The organism is Allobosea spartocytisi (genome assembly GCF_014764685.1).
In the GTDB taxonomy this organism is placed as follows: domain Bacteria; phylum Pseudomonadota; class Alphaproteobacteria; order Rhizobiales; family Beijerinckiaceae; genus Allobosea; species Allobosea spartocytisi.
The window spans coordinates 23,138-40,253 of the sequence record NZ_JACXWY010000008.1; the positions used below are offsets into that span (position 1 = coordinate 23,138).

The window sequence follows — 17,116 nt, forward strand, 5'->3', positions numbered from 1 at the left end:
CGGTTCTGCAGCAACTCCCGAGCGGAGAGCCGCTTCGTTCCCAGGAAGCGCCGTACTGTCACGGCATCGAGATCGCGTGGTTCGCTCAAAGCGCGCCTTTGTCAGGTTAGGCCTCAGAGCGATACGCACGGCTCAGCCCTGCTCAGGAACGATCGTGCGATTCTCGGACGCGGACAGGAGGATCGCAGAGGTCGCCGCGAGCGTGCGGAGACCGTCTTCGCCCGAGCAGACGGGTGCGGCACCGTCGCGGACCACAGCGCAGAAATGCGTCAATTGGGAATGATAGGCATCCGCCGGCGTGACGAGGCGTTCCTCGGAGATCGATGTGGCATTCCAACTCGGTTCCTCGCCCGTGGCATGGCGCCAGATCCTCAGGTCGGGGAACTCAAGCGCCGCCTGGGTGCCGAGAAACCGCGTCGAGTTGGCTCGGCTCATTCGGATCGCCGGGTTTTCACCGGAGTTTGCGTCCCAAGACCAGGGCGAAGGCGCTGCGTCGCTGGCCGTGACCGTCGCCAGCGCTCCGGTCTCGAAACGGATCAGGACAGCGGTCGTGTCCTCGATCGCCAAGCCGCGACCCATGTTCCCAACATGGGCAGTGACAGCCGAAATCTCGCCGCAGAGATGGCGCAGCAGATCGATGTCGTGGATGAGATTGGTCAGCACCGGGCCGGCACCGGGTTGTGTGCGCCAAGGCACCGTGAAATAGGCGTCCGGCTTCCGCACGGCCCAGAGCATGTTCACGGCGAGCAGACGCCCCAGCTCGCCGCCGCCGATGATTTCGCGGGCCGCCGCCACAATCGGATTGTGCCTTCGGTGGTGGCCGACGAGGAGTGAGACTCCGTTCGCCTCTGCGACGTCGATAATCCTGCGTGCCGACGGGATATCCGCAGAGATTGGCTTTTCGACCAGGAGATGCAGCCCTGCCTCAGCAGCGGCCACGCAGATTGACTCGTGCAGCGGAGTCGGCGTCGCGACGATCACGGCCTCGGGCCGGATTGCGGCGATCATGCTCTCGATGTCGGCAAAGACGGGCACGTCAAGTTCGTCGGCCAGAGCAATCGCGGCAGGCGCAGGATCAACGATCGCACGGAGCGTGGATTCGGGATGGCTGGCGCATAACCGGGCATGGCGCTGGCCGATCGCTCCCGCGCCGATGACCGCGATCTGGACTGGAGGCCGTTCCATCTCAGTAGGTCGCCCGGCCGCCGGTCGCGTCGAAGGTGAAGCCCGAAGTGGTGAGATCGATGCGGATCACATTGTCCCAATGCTCCGGCGGATAGTCCTCGACCCGGTGGATGGGGCCGTTGATCCCGGCATTGTTGATCAGAATGTCGACGCGCCCGAGCGCAACCAGCGTCTCGCTGAAGGCGGCCGCGACCGCTGCCGTATCGGCCACGTCGACGACGCGTCGGTCTACCGCCGCTATGTCGAAGCCTTCGAAGGAGCGATCCCAGATCGAGACACGGCAGCCGCGATTCAGCAATTCCTTGACGATGGCGAGACCGATGCCGCGCGCGCCGCCAGTGACGATCGCGGTCTGGCCAGCGAATTCGGTTGTCATGACCTTGAAGCTCCCATTGACCTGGCCTGGGTGGGCTGGCTGCGGGAACCGGAGCGCGAGCACACCGGATCCCGCCTGTGATCGCTACCGCGCCTTCTTCAGAGCCTCGTCGTATTTGGCGACGATTTCGGTGTAGGCGTCCTCGGCTGTGCCATTGCGCAGAATCATTCGCACCGTGGCGTCGCCGATGATCTGGTTGAAGGTTGAGCTGATCACGGAATAGTTGACCATCTTGCCGCGCGCCTTGATCAATTCGGCCCAAGCGAGTTGGTTGGCCGCCTCCGGCTGCTTGAAATAGGGCGCCTGATAGGCAGAGGCGCGCGATACCACCTCGCCACCTTCGGCTGCGATCGCCTGCGCTTCGGGGCTGGTCATGAACTTCGTGAAGGCCCACGCCGCCTCACGCCGAGGAGAATTGGCGTTGACGACAATCTGGAAGCCATAGGTCACCATCTTTCCGGCGGGCGCGAAGGCGGGCGGCGGCGCCCAGGCGAGGTCGTTGCCGGCTCCGCCGGACTGGATGGCGCGGAAGCGGAACAGGCCGAAGGTTCCCTGCGCGATCGTGCCGGCTCGCAGGCCGTCATGGGTTTCGCTGTACCCGAACTGCGCGTTTGTCGGCGGCGTCGCCTTGCACTTGCCGTACATGTCTCGAATGGTCTGGAGAGTCCGGATCACGGCCTCGCGCGGCGCCTGGAAGGCGCGGCCGTCATCCGCGAAATAGTCACCGCCGGATTCCGTCACCATCGAGCTGAAAAGGTTCTCGGCCAACGCCTGGGCGCCCCCGACACCGCCGCTCGATCCGAGCGGAATGGCATAGCCTGTGACGCCGTCCTTGTTCAGCTTGCCGCCGGCTACGCACGCCTCGTCCCAAGTCTTCGGCGGCGTGACAGCGGCTTTATCGAGCAGGCTCTTGCGATAGAGCAGCACAGGGATACGGTAATCCTGCTGCATCCCGTAGATCTTGCCGCCGACCTTGGTCTGGGCGAGCGGAATCAGCCAATCGGTCTCGCTGACGTTGTCGCGCTTCAGCAGGTCGTCGAGCTGCAGCACCGAGCCCGTGGCCACGATTTCCGAAATCGACCAGTTGGCGAAGCGGGCAATATCTGGCGAATCCGACTTGCTGCGAAGCGCCCGCGCCGACGCGCTTTGGGTGGGGTCGATGACAACCTTGACCTTGATGTTCGGATTGGCCTTCTCGAAGGCCTCGATCATCCGCGTCTGTGCCGCGGCGCGCGGATCGGCCTTGTTGTTGGGGTCGAGGAAGGTTGCGTAAGCAATCTCGACCTGTTGGGCATGGGCGGGTGCAGGGGCAAGAGCGCCCAGCGTGAGCACGATCGATGAGGCAAGCAGCGCGAATTGGCGGCGGCTGGCACGCGAATTTTTTGTCTGGATCGATGTCGTCATGGTTCCCCCTCTTTCGGTCTGGTTTCTCGTTGGCGGTGGTCGGCATGGGCATCGCTATCCCTTCACGGGACCGGCGGCAGCCCGCCAGAGAACCCGTGCCGGGCGAAACTGAAGAAGGTGATCACCGGCAGCGAGCACCTCGTTGACCAGTGCGACCTGCAGCTTCCCGCTGGCGTTTCCGGGCGCGAATACCGCGACCGCGATGTCGTCGGCGCTGCCCAAGGCAACATGCTGTCAATTCGCAGCGCATTCGGCCTCGACGCCATGGCAAGTGCGCGGCTGGATCGCTTTCGCTGTGGCGAACGCCTCGAACGTTACCGGCCGAGGGATTGCAGATTCCAGCCCCGCTTCTTCAGCTCCGCGATGCCGGTGTTGATCGATCCCAAGGGTTCATCCTCGCGAATGATTTCGAGGACCACGTTTTCGACTTTGCAGGTAGCGTCGACGGCTTTTGCCAGCTCCACAAAATCGACCACACCCGTGCCGATCGGATCATGGCCCCATTCCTCGAGGCCCGTGTCGGAGATATGGACGAGCCCGATTGCCGAATGCCCGGACAGCAGGGTCGAGACGGGATCTTCCTTGATGTACGCCGCGTTCGCGACGTCATAGACAATCTTCAGATTTTCACTGTTAACGTCTTTTACGAGCCCGAGCATTTCATCGAATGTTGGCCTGAAGCAATAGGGCGTGTTTTCGAACAAGAGGCGGACGCCAGCCTGCTCGGCCCGCGGCAACAGAACGTCCAAGCTTTCGTACAGCCAGCCAAATGTCTTCGGAAGCGATGGAGAAATCATCGGGCGCCTTGTGCCCGGCGAGATGACCACCTCGGCTGCGCCCCAATCGTAAGCCAGCTCGATCACAGCCTTGATGTGATCCGTGCTCTTGCGTCTCATATTGGCTGCGGGACTCGCCAGATTGATATCGAATCCACCGGCGTTGAGACACCGCACGCTTGCGCCGCAATCCTGCAAACGCTTCTTTCCGTCCGAACGCACCGCCCGCGTCATCTCGTCCGGCCAACAATGCGGCGAACTGATCGGCACCTCGAACACATGGTAGCCGTGCCGGGTGAGATCGCACATCGCATCCACCGCCGTGGCGGACCAGATGTATGAAAACGTATTGATGATCATTTTATAAGAACTCCCTAGACGCTCGTTGTTTTTTCAAGGACGGACTGGACCGATCCGATCTCAAGAGGCTGACAACAACAGTTGATCTCAGTCTCTTGAGGCGATTGAGCCAATAAATCCTCGGTCAAGCGCCTTGAGGCGTTGAGCTCGGGCGCCCAGGAATGTGGCTGAGAATCGACTTGGTAAAACCGCCGTCGACGCACAGATCCTGACCCGTGATGTAACTCGATAGCGGGCTGATCATGAATTCGATCGCATTGGCGATATCTTTCGGGTCACCGATCCGGGAAAGCGGGATCAGCGCCTCTCTTGCCTTCTTGATCTCGGGATCGGCGTACATCTTCGCTGACATGGGGGTGTGCGTCATGCCGGGGGAAACGACGTTGACGCGAATTCCGTCTGGCGCCCACTCCAGGGCGAGCGTTTGCGCAAGCATCCTGAGCGCAGCCTTGGTCGGGCTGTAGGCGCCCGATCCCTCGTGCGGTACCTGCCCTGACATCGAAGACGTGAAGCAGGCTGCGCCGCGGCTTGCTTTCAGATGAGGGTAGGAACTCTTGGCGAGCAGCCAGGCGCCGCGAAGGTTGATGTCGAACATCCTGTCCCATTCGGCAACCGACAGGTCACAGATTTTCCCGGGGCTCGCGACGCCGGCATTGCAGACGAGCGCGTCGAGCCCGCCGAAGGCTGCCACCGTCGCTTCCACAAGCTTTGCGGCAGCGTCGACACCGCTGAGATCTCCGGACAAAGCGACGGCCTCGCCCCCCATCTCCCGCACCGCACGGGCAACCTCCTCCTGCGGTTCAGAATCCTCTCGACCGCAGACTGCGATCTTCGGACGCTCGCCTCTCGCAAGGGCGGCTTCAGCGATGCGCAGGCAAACCGCCGCTCCGATCCCGCGGCTTCCACCGCTCACCAAGGCTCTCATCGATCGTTCCTCCTGTTAAAATCGGGTCTCGTCGCCGCGAAGCCCATCCAATCCCGGGGCTTGTGGCGTTTGGTGCAGGGTCCAGATCACGTCGTGGCGATCTCTCTCGACATCCGTCATGCCGCCGTTCAGACAGTGACGCCGAGCGGCCACGGAGCGAACTCGGCCGATCCGAAATCGAACAGCTCGCTCTTTGTGCGCTCGCCGGAGGCGACCCGCAGAATGAGGTCGAAGATCCGCTGCCCGGATTCCGGTACGGTCTCCTCGCCCTCGAGGATCGTGCCGCAATTGACGTCCATGTCCTCCTCCATGCGCCGGTAGAGAGGAGTGTTGGTGGCGATCTTGATCGACGGCGCCGGCTTGCAGCCAAACACGCTGCCGCGCCCGGTGGTGAAGCACACCACGTTTGCGCCGCCGGCCACCTGACCGGTCGCCGCGACCGGATCGAAGCCCGGCGTGTCCATGAACACGAACCCCTTCGCGGTCACGGCTTCCGCGTATTGGATCACGTCCACGAGGTTGGTGCTGCCGGCCTTGGCCATCGCGCCGAGCGACTTTTCGAGAATCGTCGTCAGCCCCCCGGCCTTGTTGCCAGGAGACGGGTTCGCATTGATCTCCGCCCCGTGCTTGCGGGTGTAGTCCTCCCACCAGGACATGAGGCTCACCAGCTTCTCACCGACCTCCCGGCTGACGGCACGACGGGTGAAGAGATGTTCGGCGCCGTATGTTTCCGTCGTTTCCGACAGGATCACCGTGCCGCCATTGCGCACGACGAGATCGCTTGCGACGCCAAGGGCAGGATTGGCCGAGACGCCGGAGTAACCGTCCGAGCCGCCGCATTGCAGGGCGATCTTGAGCTCGCTTGCGGGAACGGTCTCCCGATGCACATGGTTCGCATCGGCGAGAACCTCCCGCACGAAATCCATGCCAGCCTCCACCGTCTTGCGGCTGCCGCCCATGGCCTGGATATCCATGTTGCGGATGCGGTCGGTCAGATTGTGCTCCTTCAGCATCCCGCTGATCTGATTCACCTCGCAGCCGAGCCCGAGCACCACGATGTGAGAGAAATTGGGGTGGCGCGCATAGCCGGCGAGCGTGCGCCGCAGAAGCTGCAGGGGCTCTCCTTCGGCCATGCCGCAGCCCGTCTTGTGCGTGAGCGCAACGACGCCATCGACATGCGGATAGTCGGCGAGCGGCTCGATCCCGAGAAGGGGATGCCGCTTGAATGCGTCGGCCACGAGCCCTGCGACATGGGCGCTGCAATTCACCGAGGTGAGGATGCCGATGTAGTTGCGGGTCGCGACGCGGCCGTCCGGGCGGCGAATGCCCTCGAAGGTGGCGGGGACTTCGACATAATCCGTGGGCTTTGCGTCTCGGCCGTAGGCATAGTCCTTCGCGAAATCGCCCATTCCCATGTTGTGAACATGGACATGGTCTCCAGGGGCGATAGCGGTGGTCGCAAAGCCGATCACCTGATTGTAGCGGCGAACCGGCTCGCCTTGAGCGATCGGACGCGCAGCGGCCTTGTGTCCTGCAGGAATGCGAACGGAGGTTACGACCCCGTCCGCAATGGGCGTATCAGCCGGCAACGCCGTGCGCGCGATAACGACATTATCGTCGGTGTGAAGGCGTATCACTGGGTGCATCGTCCCGGCTTCCTGTGTGTGAAACCGCGCGTCGACCGTGGCAGGGCGCGCCGTTCTTGCTGGTCGGGCCGTGTCGTTGGGAGCCGGCCCTGGCGCCCTAAGGGCGGCGATTTGGCCTCATCGGTTGCCGAGAAGGTCGAATTGCAGGCGGTAGACTCCCTGCAGGGCTTCCTGAGCGCCCAGATCAGCCAGCACCGCGTGGCTCAGATGAGTGGACAGGACATGCTCGACCGCCTCCTGCGTGGCTCCTTCCACGATCAGGACCCAACGAGGAACCATGTTTGCGGCGCGCCCGCGCTGCTCGGCTGTCTTGACGTTGCTCGCGCTCTCATCGGCCCGGCAGATATGCGCTGCGGAGATCGCGGCTGTTTTCGCCACCTCGGGCAGGATCGCTTCGGAGACCGTCTTGAGAATTTTCGGATCCTGGCCTGGTTCGCAATCGAAGCGGATCGTCCCGATGAAACCACCCGACCCCGCGCCCAGCGAGACCTCGACATCGCACAGCGAGCGAGCGGTATTCCTGAAGTGCTGGACCGAACGTGTGGTCCACTCGGTCGGGCTGTTCAATCGCGCCAGATAGTCCGCTCCGGTGAGCACGGACTTGTCTTCAACCTCGTAGAGCGTGAAATACTCCGGCGTTCCCGACAAGGCGATATAGCGGCGTCCGCGCAGAAAGCCGGGTATGCCGACCCGCTCCGGAATATGCTCGCGGTCGTGCCATTCGTAGAAATTGGCGCGTCCCTCGTCAGTGATATCGTTCCAAATCGCGATGACGCCGGATCCTGACAACGACATGGGTGTTTCCTCTTTCGTCTGTTTCCCGTTCGGCTCGATCGATCTCAGAGGTCGACGAACGCGCTCGGCATCGCGGCGGGTTCGAGCCGCTCGGGGGGAGGGGCCCTACGGGGCATGCTCGACTGTTTGGGGGGCGCCGCCATTGGCTGCGGAACGGTATGCTGCCTCAAGGACAGCCATCGCGTGTTCGGCTTCGCGCAGACCTGCGAAAGGCGGTCGCCCCTCGGCCAGATCGGCCCAGCTGCGCCTCAGGAACACCGGGTAATAAGCGTCGGTGTTGTACTCGACCGTTATGGACTGTCCCGCCGCCTGATCGCGTGCCTTCAGATAAAGTTGGTCGGCATAACCCCGTATGTAGGAGGTGCTGTGCGAGATGGAGAACGCGAAGTCGCGCTGATCCTCTGCCGTCGACGGATACAGGTAGCCCGTCTCGATCACTCCGATCTGGCCTGCCGCATTCTGACAGGTGAGCACAGCCTGCTCGTCGACCGTGACGTCGGGTCGATATGTGCGTGCCTGGGCTGAAACGTGAGTGATCGGGGCGCCCGTCAGAGTCGCGATCAGGTCGATGAAATGGATGCCGACATTCAGCAGTGACCCACCGCCAGCCTGCTGCTTATCCAGCATCCAGCCGCACCCATTTCGCTCATAGCGCTCGACCGGCCCAACGACGAACCGGAACGAGAGGTGCTGAAAGCCCTCCGGCGTAAAGCCTTCGGCGGGCGACAGCCGCGCGGCCCAGTCGCTCACACGATTGATGAAGGGAACGCTGACATAGACGCCGCGCTGCTCCGCCAATTGCCGGATTCGACGAACTTCCTGCAGATCGAGCCCGCAGGGCTTCTCGATCAGAAACGGAATACCACGCTCGATGAGCCGCTCGGCCAGTCCCGCCATCCTGGAATGACGGCTGAACACCAGGGCAAAGTCGAATTCCTCTTCGAGAAGCTCTTCATTGGAGTCGAAGAGCTTGCAGTTCAGTTGTTGCGCGAAACGAGTGCCGGCAAACGCTTCACTATCCGAGATCCCCACGACCTCGATGCCAGGGTCTCCCAGCGGCGAGAGATACAGTGGGAAATGCCAGTGGCTGACGTCAAATATGGCGATCTTCATCGGAAGCTCCGTGACAACCCGGGTGTCGAGGCACTCAATCCATGTAGGAGCCGCCATTGACGCTTAAGGTCTCTCCGAAGACGTAGCTCGCGTCGTCAGACACGAGGAAAGCCGTGGCCCGCGCGATCTCCTCTGGGCGACCAAGGCGGCCGGCGGGAATGCGCGAGATGGTCGTCGCCTTCATCTCACTGCTCATCTCATCGCTGAGCTCCGTGGCAACCAATCCCGGCGCGATGGCATTGACGTTGATGCCAAACGGGGCGGCGTAGAGCGCGAGGGACTTCGTCAGGCCGATAATCCCAGCCTTGGCAGCGGTGTAATGCGCATTGCCGATAAAATCGCCGCGCTTTCCGGCCACGGAACTGATGTTGACGATCTTCCCGTACTTCTGCTCCTTCATGCCGGCGAGCACGGCCTGGCAGCAATTGAACGAGCCTTTCAGATGGATGTTGAGCATCCGGTCCCATTTTTCGGGGGTTATCTCCGGGAAGCTCACAAAATCGCCGATGCCGGCGTTATTGATCAGGATGTCGACCCGGCCGTGATCCCCCCGGATCCTTCGGAAGGCAATCTCGACCTGGTGCGGGTCGGATACGTCAAAAGCGATCGCACTGGCACTCTCGCCTCGAGCCCGCGCGGAGGCGGCTGCCTCTTCGGCCAGTTCGAGCGTGAGATCGTTGACGACCACATGGGCGCCACGGCCGGCGAGAACGTCGGCGATGGCTTTTCCCAATCCGCGGCCGGCGCCGGTGACCACGGCGATCTTTCCCGACAGGTCCTGCTGAATTGACCTCATGGTGGCTCCCAGGCTTCCTTGGCGGGTTATCGGGCCGCGAAGTTTGCGAAAACCAGCGGATCATGCTAATGGAATGTCGTTCCAACAACCTCTTGCTACAGTGGTGCCATGCGGCTTGTCAAATCCCTCGTCGAACGTTGCTTCGACCTCATCACCCTGCTGAGCGAGAATGCCGGCGCGATGCCGCTCGGAGAGATCAGCCGCCGCCTGGATGTGCCGAAAAGTGCGGCGCATCGGCTTGTCACCACCCTGTGCGACCTTGGATGGGCCGAGCAGGACGCCGATAGCGGCTTCTACCGCCTGTCGTTGCGCTTGGCCGTGGTTGGTCAACGCCTTCTGGTCGGGACGCGTATTCCGGACATCTGCCAGCCCATTCTCGATCGATTGGCAAGCACAACGGAAGGTCTTGGCAGGATCGCTATCGTCGATCCTGACGGACTAACTTGGATTGCTCATTCGCAAGGCGCCAGAACAGGATTGATATACCAGCCGGAGCTTGTCGCAAAAGTTCCGCTTCATATGACGGCCAATGGTAAAGCTTGGCTGGCGACGCTCGATCGCGACGAGGCCCTCGCCCGGGCCGTCGCCAGCGGGCTGGGGACATCGGACAAAGGAGGTCCTCGGGTCATCACGACGAAGCAGACTTTCTCGGCTGCCCTGGACGAGACGCAGGAGCGAGGCTGGGCCACTGCGATCGAAGAGGCCGAGCCGGGCGTTGCCGCCGTGGCGGCTGCAATCCGCGTCGGCGAGCAGGTCGTGGGCACCGTAAGTGTTGCCGGCCCGATCCATCGCTTTTCCCCCCTCGTCGTTCCACGAGTGGGGGAGCAGGTAAAGGCCGCTGCGCAGGAGCTTTCTGCCCTCTGGCCGTACCGAATTGCCTCCTCCGTCAGGCAGGCGACCACGGCGTAATCGCCATAAAATATTGATAATATTATATATTTTCTGCTTCGTGCCGCAGAAATGCGCGGCGCGAGAGGTTCGAATTGACATTCAGCATGCTAACGGAATATCGTTCCATTAACAGCCAGATCCTGGCCAACCAAAAAAATGGCCGCTCAGAGGCCGAGGGAGGAAACGAGTGGCTAATGTTGAGCTCAACGCGGTCCGGAAGGCCTACGGCACCGCGGCTGTCATCCACGGCGTAACGGTCGACATTCGCGACGGTGAGTTCGTGACGTTGGTCGGGCCGTCCGGATGCGGAAAGTCGACCTTGCTGCGCATGATCGCCGGCCTCGAGGATATCTCAGGCGGGGAGATCCGGATCGGCGGCAGGACGGTGAACAGCGTTCCACCGAAGGAGCGCGACATCGCGATGGTGTTCCAGAACTACGCGCTGTACCCCCACATGACCGTCGCGGAGAATATGGGCTTCTCGCTGAAGCTCAAAAAGGCTCCGAAGGACGTGCGTGAAGCGGGCGTCAAGCGCGCCGCGGAAATCCTCAGCCTGACCAAGCTGCTTGATCGCTATCCGCGCGAGCTTTCGGGTGGCCAGCGGCAGCGCGTCGCGATGGGCCGCGCCATCGTTAGAAATCCGCAGGTCTTCCTCTTCGACGAACCGCTATCGAACCTCGATGCCAAGCTCCGCGTGCAGATGCGCACCGAGATCAAGGAGCTGCATCAGCGCCTCAAGACCACGACCGTTTACGTAACCCACGATCAGGTCGAGGCCATGACCATGGCTGACAAGATCGTCGTCATGCATGATGGAATTGTCGAGCAGGTCGGCGCTCCGCTTGAGCTCTACAACAACCCCGCCAACATGTTTGTGGCTGGATTCATCGGATCGCCCGCGATGAACTTCCTGAAGGGCCGCTGCGAGCGAGGTCGGTTCCTTCTGGAAGATGGGTCGGTTCTGACCCTGCCGGCCGGCTTGGAGCATCTGTCGTCCGGCGCTGTCTACGGCGTCCGGCCCGAGCATCTCGTCAGGAGCGACGACGGACTGGCTCTCACGGTGGCCGTCGTCGAACCGACGGGGGCTGAGACGCAGGTCATTGCGCGTCACGGGTCCCAGAGCATCGTTTGCATTTTTCGGGATTCAGATCTGCCGCAGCCGGGCGAAATCATTCGGGTCAGGCCGGATGTTTCGCGGGTTCACGTGTTCAGCGAACAGGATGGCCGCCGCCTTTCCTAAGTACCGAAGACTTTGCTCCCTGGCTGCATCGCGAATGCAGCCGTGGTCGAGAGAACTCATACGGAACTGAAATGTCAGCAAGCCACACACAGGCCGCGACCGCCACTTCCGGGGCTGGTCTTCTTGGCGACACGTCGGACACGCAGAGCCGAGCTCGCTTTTCGTGGATCCCCTATCTCTGGTTCGCACCAGCGATCGTCGTCCTGTTTCTGGTTACGCTCTATCCGACGTTCTTCGTTGGTTGGTTGAGCTTCCAGAAAACGCGGTACTACGAGCTCACAGGGTTCGTAGGCCTGGCGAATTTTTACGAGGTCTTCGGCTCGTCGGCGTTCTGGAACACGGTGTTTGTCTCGCTGGCCTACGTCGTCGGATCGCTCGCCGGCGCGGTGGTTCTCGGGATGGCCGCAGCCCTCGTGCTGAACAACGCCGGCGCGACCGGTTCGGTCCTGCGGGTGTTCATTCTGTTCCCCTGGACGCTGTCGATGTCGGTCGTGGGCAGCATATGGCTTTGGCTGCTGAACCCGTCATTCGGACCTATTCCCTATCTGATGCAGGCCGTGGGGATCGAGCCTGGTCTCATGTTGGGTGATCCGGGCCTCGCATTGCCCCTGATTATCATCGTCACCGCATGGTGGTCCTTTCCCTATGTGATGGTCATGGCCACCGCTGCTATGCAGTCAATTCCCAAGGAGCTTTACGAAGCCGTGGAAATTGACGGCGGCGGGGCGCTCGTCAAGTTTCGCTATGTCACTCTGACGCACATCCTCCCGACATTGGGCAGCACTGCACTGACCCTGTCGATCATGTACCTGACCCTCATGACGCTGATTATCGTCATGACTGGCGGCGGTCCATTGGGTTCAACGACGACATTAAGCTTCGAGGCGTTCCGCGGAACCGTTCAGGCCGTCAATATTGGGCCCACGGCTGTCGTCTCCATCGTTGTTCTGTTGATCAACGTTGCGCTCGGTGTGGTCTACACCCGGCTTACTGGCCGCGTCACCGGATAGGATCTGTCATATGAGCGCCGCCATATCCTCCGGTCGCCCGAATGGGCGAATCCCCGCAATCCTCCTGTCCTTCATCTTTGCGGTCATTGTGCTCGGGCCTGTGGCGTGGGCCCTGGCGACTTCGTTCAAGACCGAAGTCGAAGCCGTGGCCGTGCCGCCGACGCTCTGGCCCAGCACTGCGACATTGGAAAACTACCTCAAAGTGTTTCGCGACCAGTCGTTCCTTCGGGATTTCTGGAATTCCGTCGCCTATTCCGTTGGCGCCGTGGCTCTCGCCCTGCTGGTCGGGATCCCCGCGGGCTACGCAGCCGCGCGCTTCTCCTTCAAAGGCAAGCGCACTCTGATGCTGACGATTCTGGCAACCTCGATGGTGCCGGGCGTCGCGCTCTTGGTCCCGACGTTCTACCTGCTCGACTCGATCGGGCTGCTCAACAGCGGGATCGTCGTGACGATCATCCTATCGGCGAGGATCATTCCCCAGACGGTGTGGTTCATTGCGAACTTCGTCGAAGCCGTTCCCGTGGAGATCGAAGACTCCGCCTTCATGGATGGCGCAAACCGCTTTCAGATCATCTGGCACCTCATCCTTCCGCTGATCCGGCCGGGCATCGCCGCAGTCGCAACCATCGGCATCGTCACGACCTGGAACGACTACATCACGGTTGCCGTCTTTGCGCCCGAGGTCGCCAAGCGGACTCTTCAGGTTGCGCTGGTCAACCAGGTCTTCGACGCGGTCGGCATCTCCTGGTCTTACATGATGGCCTTCGTCGTCATCGCATCCATGCCGGTCATTCTCATGTTCGGTCTTGTTCAGAAGTGGTTCATATCCGGCCTTACGGCAGGGGCTGTGAAAGGCTGATCGGCAGGAATTCTTGCCCGCACGTCAGAATTACCAACGAGAGAGAGGGGAAACACTCATGAGTGCTACGTCACGACGCACATTGATCAAGGCCGCCGTCGCATTGACCGTCTGCGCCGGCGTATCCGCTTCCTTCACGGAGCGGGCCGCCGCCCAGGCGACGGAAATCGTCTACTCGACGTTCCTCGACCCCAATAATGCCAATGATCCTCGGTCTGCAGCCCAGACGAAGATGATCCAGGCTTTCGAGAGCAAGCACCCGGACATCAAAATTCGTCTTCTGGTCGATCCCACGGGCCAGACGGTAACGAGGGCGGTCAAATCCCGCAGCGAAACGCCCGATGTTATTCGTGTCGTGAGCTTCGGTCTTCCCGAATACGCGGCCACGGGCAATCTCCTGGCGCTGAACGACCTCGTCAAAAAGGATGGGATTCCGGATGACGACTGGTTGTTGCCGCTCTCGACGGCCCAGATCGACGGCAAGCTCTACGGCCTACCCCAGGACTTCCGCATCCCGATCCTGGTCTACCGCAAGGGCGCCCTCCAGGAAGCGGGCGTGACGCCGCCGACGACGTGGGAGGAGGTCTGCGCGGCTGGACCAAAGTTCAAGCAGCCGAACATCAACGGTTTCGCCGTCCCGCTCGGCGCGACCGGCGGCATTGGTGGTGCCCAAAGCCTCGCGGAGTTCTTTCTCAGCACGATGCTCGTGGGCTCGGACGGGCGTTACTTCGCGCCGGACGGCAAGATCGCGTTCTCGAAAGAGAACTTCATTCGCGCCGGAACGACCATCAAGGACCTGTTCACCAAATGCAAGGTGACGTCGCTGCGCAGCGCGCAGATGGGGATCAACGAGGTCCATGACGGCCTGCGATCCGGCACGATTGCCATGACGAATTTCGGCTTGTACCGCTTCAAGACGGTCCAGACGCAAGGAGCGGGAGACGATCTGGCCTGGGCCCCAGCCCCGTCCTACACGCCGTCGGACAAGCAGACCGTCTACAGCTATTCGATCGCCCTGAACAAGAATTCCAAGAAGCAGGATGCCGCCTGGACCTTCATGAAGTTCGTCATCTCCCCAGAGGCGCAGGCAATCGCGGCCGAGGGCGGCGAGGTGGTTTCCAGGAAGTCGACCTATACCGCGCCCTATCTGCAGAGCGAAGCCGCCGCGAACCAGAAGCGCTGGGCCGAACTGGTCAGTCAGCGCGGCCAGGCGGTCTCTTATTCGCCCATTCTGTCGACCTTCCACACCATCCTTGGCGAAGCTTTCCAGAGGATGGTGCTGAAGGATGAGACGCCCGAAAACGCCTATGCGGAAGTCGTCAAGCGCTACGACGAGGCGCTGACCAAGGCGCAGTGATCGCACCACAAGGCCAGGCGGGTGGGACGGGCATTCCTGCCCACCCGCGGTTCATGGAGAGTCACATATGAAGTTGTTTCGCTACGGACCGGCGGGCGGGGAGCGGCCTGCTCTTCTCGAAAGCGACGGCACGATCCGGGATCTCAGCGGGGTCGTTCAGGACGTCAACGGCGCGTCCGTGACCCCCGATGGACTTCGACGGATTGCAGCGCGCGACCCCAAAACGCTGCCTGTCATTGAGCAGGTCGATCGGATCGGCCCCTGCCTCAGCGGCGTGGGCAAGTTCATCTGCATCGGGCTCAATTACATCGATCACGCGCGAGAGACGGGCAACCAGGCGCCCGTCGAGCCGGTCGTGTTCATGAAGGCGACGAGCGCGATCGTCGGCCCCAACGACAACATCGTCCAGCCCCGCGGGTCCACCAAGCTCGACTGGGAGGTCGAGTTGGGGGTCGTGATCGGAACGAAGGCAAAATACGTGTCGGAGGCGCGTGCCCTCGAACATGTCGCGGGCTACTTCCTCGCCAATGACGTGTCTGAACGGGCGCTGCAGAGCGAGGGCACTGGTCAGTGGACCAAGGGCAAGAGCTGCGACACCTTCGGGCCGATCGGGCCTTGGTTCGTCACCGCTGACGAGGTCCCGAACCCTCAGGCGCTGCGGCTTTGGCTCGATGTCGATGGCGTCCGGCGCCAGGACGGCACGACCGCGAACATGATCTTCAGCGTCGCTCAAATCGTGAGCTATCTCAGCGGGCTCATGACGCTTCACCCCGGCGACGTGATCATCACGGGAACGCCGGCTGGCGTCGCGCAGGGAATGAAGCCTCCCGCCTATCTGCGCCCCGGGCAAGTCATCACGCTCGGCATCGAGGGACTGGGCGAACAGAGGCAGACCGTCATCGCTGACTCAGCCTGATCGCATCTCCGCGGTGAGCGATCCCTCCTGCTGCAGTGTCAGTGCGATCGCTCACCGATCGGAGCACCGCGCGAGCCGTCAATTCTCCGTGTCGTCATCGGCCTGGATAGGCCATAGGCAAAGAGGTCAGAATGGCTCTTGAGCATTCGCGCCCTTCCGAAAGCCAATCCTTCGCAGATGAGCTGGTCCGCGCCCATCTGACTGGAAAGAGGGTTGCTTCCCCCTCGATGCCGGTGCCGCACAGTCCAGCGAGTGCCATGCAGGTACAGGCCTTGGTGCAGGAGCGACTTGCTCGACCCGTCGGTGGCTGGAAAGTGGCGATAGGGCCGCAGCAACTGCCGGTCGCCGCCCCGCTCTTGTATCTATATCCCGACGCGGCGGAGATTTCCCTATTCCCCGACTGCACCATAGAGGTCGAGCTCGCGGTTCACCTCCGTCAAGATCTTCCAAGGCGTGAGCCCGGGGCTTATCAGCGCTGCGATATTCTCGACGCGATCGAAAACGTCGTGCTTGGAATCGAGGTCATCGGCGGGCGGTTCGACAGTGCGGCCAGCGTGCCATTCCTATCCTTTCTCGCGGATAATCTCGGAAATAGGGGGTATGTCGTTGGCGAAAGCGTCCCGCTCTCCGCCCTCAGCGAGGTCAATGGCCTCGCATGCGACGTGACGCTGAACGGACAGCCTCTCTATGAGGCCCCTGCATCCCATCCCGCGGGAGATCCGTTATTGCCATTGCTGGCTTATGCAAATGCGCAAAGCGACAATCTCGGAGGATTGAAGGCGGGACAGCTCGTGACCACGGGGAGCCTTTGCGGCGTCCTGCCGGTCCGTGTCGCTGGGCTGTTGGACGCTCGTATTTCGCAGCTCGGCCGGATTTCCGTGCGCTTTTCCGAATAGTACCGGATTTTGCTCGCCGCGCGCATTGAGAGTGTACGTTCTTCGCGTCCACTCCGCCGAAGGGGGCGCCAGTCGGCTCCACGCATCAATCAAGCCGGCGTCAAGGCTTTTCGAACCCAGGGTCGCCCGACGGCCAGGTCGAGTAGCAAGGTGTGCCGCTTGTCTGGACTCCACAAGAACCCGCTCGTCGTGCTCGACGGCGGCGAGTTCCTGAAGCGCGACACCCGGCTTCTACCTTCAGCCGGCGCTGTTCACCGAGACCACCAACGCCATGCGCATCTCGCGCGAGGAGGTCTTCGGCCCGGTCGCCAACATCGTTCGCGTCAAGGATTACGAAGAGGCGCTGACTGTGGCCAACGACACCGAGTTCGGCCTCTCCTCGGGCATCTGCACGACGTCGTTGAAAGCGGCACTTGCCGCCCTATGCGCAGAGGCGTGATTTCCGGCACGCGCGCGGGATTGTAGATGGTAGAATTGCGGCGAGGTGCTGGTCGTCTCCAGGACGCTGGTTATCGTCGTCGCAGAAGCGAAGTATCGCTCAACATTGCTGTGCGAGGCGCCCGCGCTGCCG

Annotated in this window: 16 protein-coding genes and 1 pseudogene; 8 read left to right on the forward strand and 9 right to left on the reverse strand. The window is 61.9% G+C overall.

Annotation, left to right across the window (positions count from 1 at the left end):
* Positions 1 to 132: 132 nt before the first annotated feature.
* The 9 genes from IED13_RS14445 to IED13_RS14485 form a co-directional block, all read right to left on the reverse strand.
* Positions 133 to 1,185 (reverse strand): Gfo/Idh/MocA family protein, encoded by a 1,053-nt coding sequence (locus IED13_RS14445; protein WP_191124579.1) that lies wholly within the window; start codon positions 1,183 to 1,185, stop codon positions 133 to 135.
* 1 nt (position 1,186) lies between these two features.
* Positions 1,187 to 1,561 carry an SDR family oxidoreductase gene (locus tag IED13_RS14450; protein WP_191124580.1) on the reverse strand — a complete coding sequence of 125 codons (375 nt, stop codon included), beginning with the start codon at positions 1,559 to 1,561 and terminating at the stop codon, positions 1,187 to 1,189.
* 84 nt (positions 1,562 to 1,645) lie between these two features.
* Complete coding sequence (locus IED13_RS14455; protein ID WP_191124581.1) at positions 1,646 to 2,965, reverse strand: ABC transporter substrate-binding protein; 1,320 nt, start codon at positions 2,963 to 2,965, stop codon at positions 1,646 to 1,648.
* Positions 2,966 to 3,279: 314 nt separating this feature from the next.
* Positions 3,280 to 4,101 carry a sugar phosphate isomerase/epimerase family protein gene (locus IED13_RS14460; RefSeq protein ID WP_133565728.1) on the reverse strand — a complete coding sequence of 274 codons (822 nt, stop codon included), beginning with the start codon at positions 4,099 to 4,101 and terminating at the stop codon, positions 3,280 to 3,282.
* A 124-nt stretch (positions 4,102 to 4,225) separates the two neighbouring features.
* The gene (locus tag IED13_RS14465) at positions 4,226 to 5,026 is read right to left on the reverse strand and encodes an SDR family NAD(P)-dependent oxidoreductase (RefSeq protein WP_038367025.1); all 801 of its coding nucleotides are present in this window, start codon (positions 5,024 to 5,026) and stop codon (positions 4,226 to 4,228) included.
* 128 nt (positions 5,027 to 5,154) lie between these two features.
* Positions 5,155 to 6,672 carry a UxaA family hydrolase gene (locus IED13_RS14470; protein ID WP_191124582.1) on the reverse strand — a complete coding sequence of 506 codons (1,518 nt, stop codon included), beginning with the start codon at positions 6,670 to 6,672 and terminating at the stop codon, positions 5,155 to 5,157.
* Positions 6,673 to 6,789: 117 nt separating this feature from the next.
* Positions 6,790 to 7,467, reverse strand: a complete 678-nt coding sequence (locus IED13_RS14475) for a DUF4286 family protein (RefSeq protein ID WP_191124583.1) — start codon at positions 7,465 to 7,467, stop codon at positions 6,790 to 6,792.
* 105 nt (positions 7,468 to 7,572) lie between these two features.
* Complete coding sequence (locus tag IED13_RS14480) at positions 7,573 to 8,580, reverse strand: Gfo/Idh/MocA family protein (RefSeq protein ID WP_162720251.1); 1,008 nt, start codon at positions 8,578 to 8,580, stop codon at positions 7,573 to 7,575.
* 34 nt (positions 8,581 to 8,614) lie between these two features.
* Positions 8,615 to 9,376 carry an SDR family NAD(P)-dependent oxidoreductase gene (locus IED13_RS14485; protein ID WP_191124584.1) on the reverse strand — a complete coding sequence of 254 codons (762 nt, stop codon included), beginning with the start codon at positions 9,374 to 9,376 and terminating at the stop codon, positions 8,615 to 8,617.
* 108 nt (positions 9,377 to 9,484) lie between these two features.
* Between IED13_RS14485 and IED13_RS14490 the strand changes: the two genes are divergently transcribed.
* The 8 genes and pseudogenes from IED13_RS14490 to IED13_RS14525 all read left to right on the forward strand — a co-directional run.
* On the forward strand, positions 9,485 to 10,285 hold the full coding sequence (locus IED13_RS14490; RefSeq protein ID WP_038367033.1) for an IclR family transcriptional regulator: 801 nt from the start codon (positions 9,485 to 9,487) through the stop codon (positions 10,283 to 10,285).
* 169 nt (positions 10,286 to 10,454) lie between these two features.
* On the forward strand, positions 10,455 to 11,507 hold the full coding sequence (locus IED13_RS14495) for an ABC transporter ATP-binding protein (protein ID WP_133565734.1): 1,053 nt from the start codon (positions 10,455 to 10,457) through the stop codon (positions 11,505 to 11,507).
* A 71-nt stretch (positions 11,508 to 11,578) separates the two neighbouring features.
* On the forward strand, positions 11,579 to 12,517 hold the full coding sequence (locus tag IED13_RS14500; RefSeq protein ID WP_112764888.1) for a carbohydrate ABC transporter permease: 939 nt from the start codon (positions 11,579 to 11,581) through the stop codon (positions 12,515 to 12,517).
* Positions 12,518 to 12,527: 10 nt separating this feature from the next.
* The gene (locus tag IED13_RS14505) at positions 12,528 to 13,376 is read left to right on the forward strand and encodes a carbohydrate ABC transporter permease (RefSeq protein WP_038367040.1); all 849 of its coding nucleotides are present in this window, start codon (positions 12,528 to 12,530) and stop codon (positions 13,374 to 13,376) included.
* Between the two features lie 58 nt (positions 13,377 to 13,434).
* The gene (locus tag IED13_RS14510; protein WP_112764887.1) at positions 13,435 to 14,733 is read left to right on the forward strand and encodes an ABC transporter substrate-binding protein; all 1,299 of its coding nucleotides are present in this window, start codon (positions 13,435 to 13,437) and stop codon (positions 14,731 to 14,733) included.
* 67 nt (positions 14,734 to 14,800) lie between these two features.
* A complete protein-coding gene (locus IED13_RS14515) occupies positions 14,801 to 15,649 on the forward strand; it encodes a fumarylacetoacetate hydrolase family protein (protein ID WP_191124585.1) in 849 nt (282 codons plus the stop codon).
* Between the two features lie 131 nt (positions 15,650 to 15,780).
* Positions 15,781 to 16,545, forward strand: coding sequence for a fumarylacetoacetate hydrolase family protein (locus IED13_RS14520; protein WP_191124586.1), 765 nt, complete (start codon positions 15,781 to 15,783; stop codon positions 16,543 to 16,545).
* 220 nt (positions 16,546 to 16,765) lie between these two features.
* Positions 16,766 to 16,957: pseudogene (locus IED13_RS14525) on the forward strand (aldehyde dehydrogenase family protein); the annotation flags it as partial.
* Between the last annotated feature and the right edge of the window lie 159 nt (positions 16,958 to 17,116).

What these genes read in the sequence shown, in the direction of transcription:
- IED13_RS14445 (WP_191124579.1), bottom strand. Translation starts at nt 1,185, where the DNA reads ATGGAACGGCCTCCAGTCCAGATCGCGGTCATCGGCGCGGGAGCGATC.
- IED13_RS14450 (WP_191124580.1), bottom strand. Translation starts at nt 1,561, where the DNA reads ATGACAACCGAATTCGCTGGCCAGACCGCGATCGTCACTGGCGGCGCG.
- IED13_RS14455 (WP_191124581.1), bottom strand. Translation starts at nt 2,965, where the DNA reads ATGACGACATCGATCCAGACAAAAAATTCGCGTGCCAGCCGCCGCCAA.
- IED13_RS14460 (WP_133565728.1), bottom strand. Translation starts at nt 4,101, where the DNA reads ATGATCATCAATACGTTTTCATACATCTGGTCCGCCACGGCGGTGGAT.
- IED13_RS14465 (WP_038367025.1), bottom strand. Translation starts at nt 5,026, where the DNA reads ATGAGAGCCTTGGTGAGCGGTGGAAGCCGCGGGATCGGAGCGGCGGTT.
- IED13_RS14470 (WP_191124582.1), bottom strand. Translation starts at nt 6,672, where the DNA reads ATGCACCCAGTGATACGCCTTCACACCGACGATAATGTCGTTATCGCG.
- IED13_RS14475 (WP_191124583.1), bottom strand. Translation starts at nt 7,467, where the DNA reads ATGTCGTTGTCAGGATCCGGCGTCATCGCGATTTGGAACGATATCACT.
- IED13_RS14480 (WP_162720251.1), bottom strand. Translation starts at nt 8,580, where the DNA reads ATGAAGATCGCCATATTTGACGTCAGCCACTGGCATTTCCCACTGTAT.
- IED13_RS14485 (WP_191124584.1), bottom strand. Translation starts at nt 9,376, where the DNA reads ATGAGGTCAATTCAGCAGGACCTGTCGGGAAAGATCGCCGTGGTCACC.
- IED13_RS14490 (WP_038367033.1), top strand. Translation starts at nt 9,485, where the DNA reads ATGCGGCTTGTCAAATCCCTCGTCGAACGTTGCTTCGACCTCATCACC.
- IED13_RS14500 (WP_112764888.1), top strand. Translation starts at nt 11,579, where the DNA reads ATGTCAGCAAGCCACACACAGGCCGCGACCGCCACTTCCGGGGCTGGT.
- IED13_RS14505 (WP_038367040.1), top strand. Translation starts at nt 12,528, where the DNA reads ATGAGCGCCGCCATATCCTCCGGTCGCCCGAATGGGCGAATCCCCGCA.
- IED13_RS14510 (WP_112764887.1), top strand. Translation starts at nt 13,435, where the DNA reads ATGAGTGCTACGTCACGACGCACATTGATCAAGGCCGCCGTCGCATTG.
- IED13_RS14515 (WP_191124585.1), top strand. Translation starts at nt 14,801, where the DNA reads ATGAAGTTGTTTCGCTACGGACCGGCGGGCGGGGAGCGGCCTGCTCTT.
- IED13_RS14520 (WP_191124586.1), top strand. Translation starts at nt 15,781, where the DNA reads ATGGCTCTTGAGCATTCGCGCCCTTCCGAAAGCCAATCCTTCGCAGAT.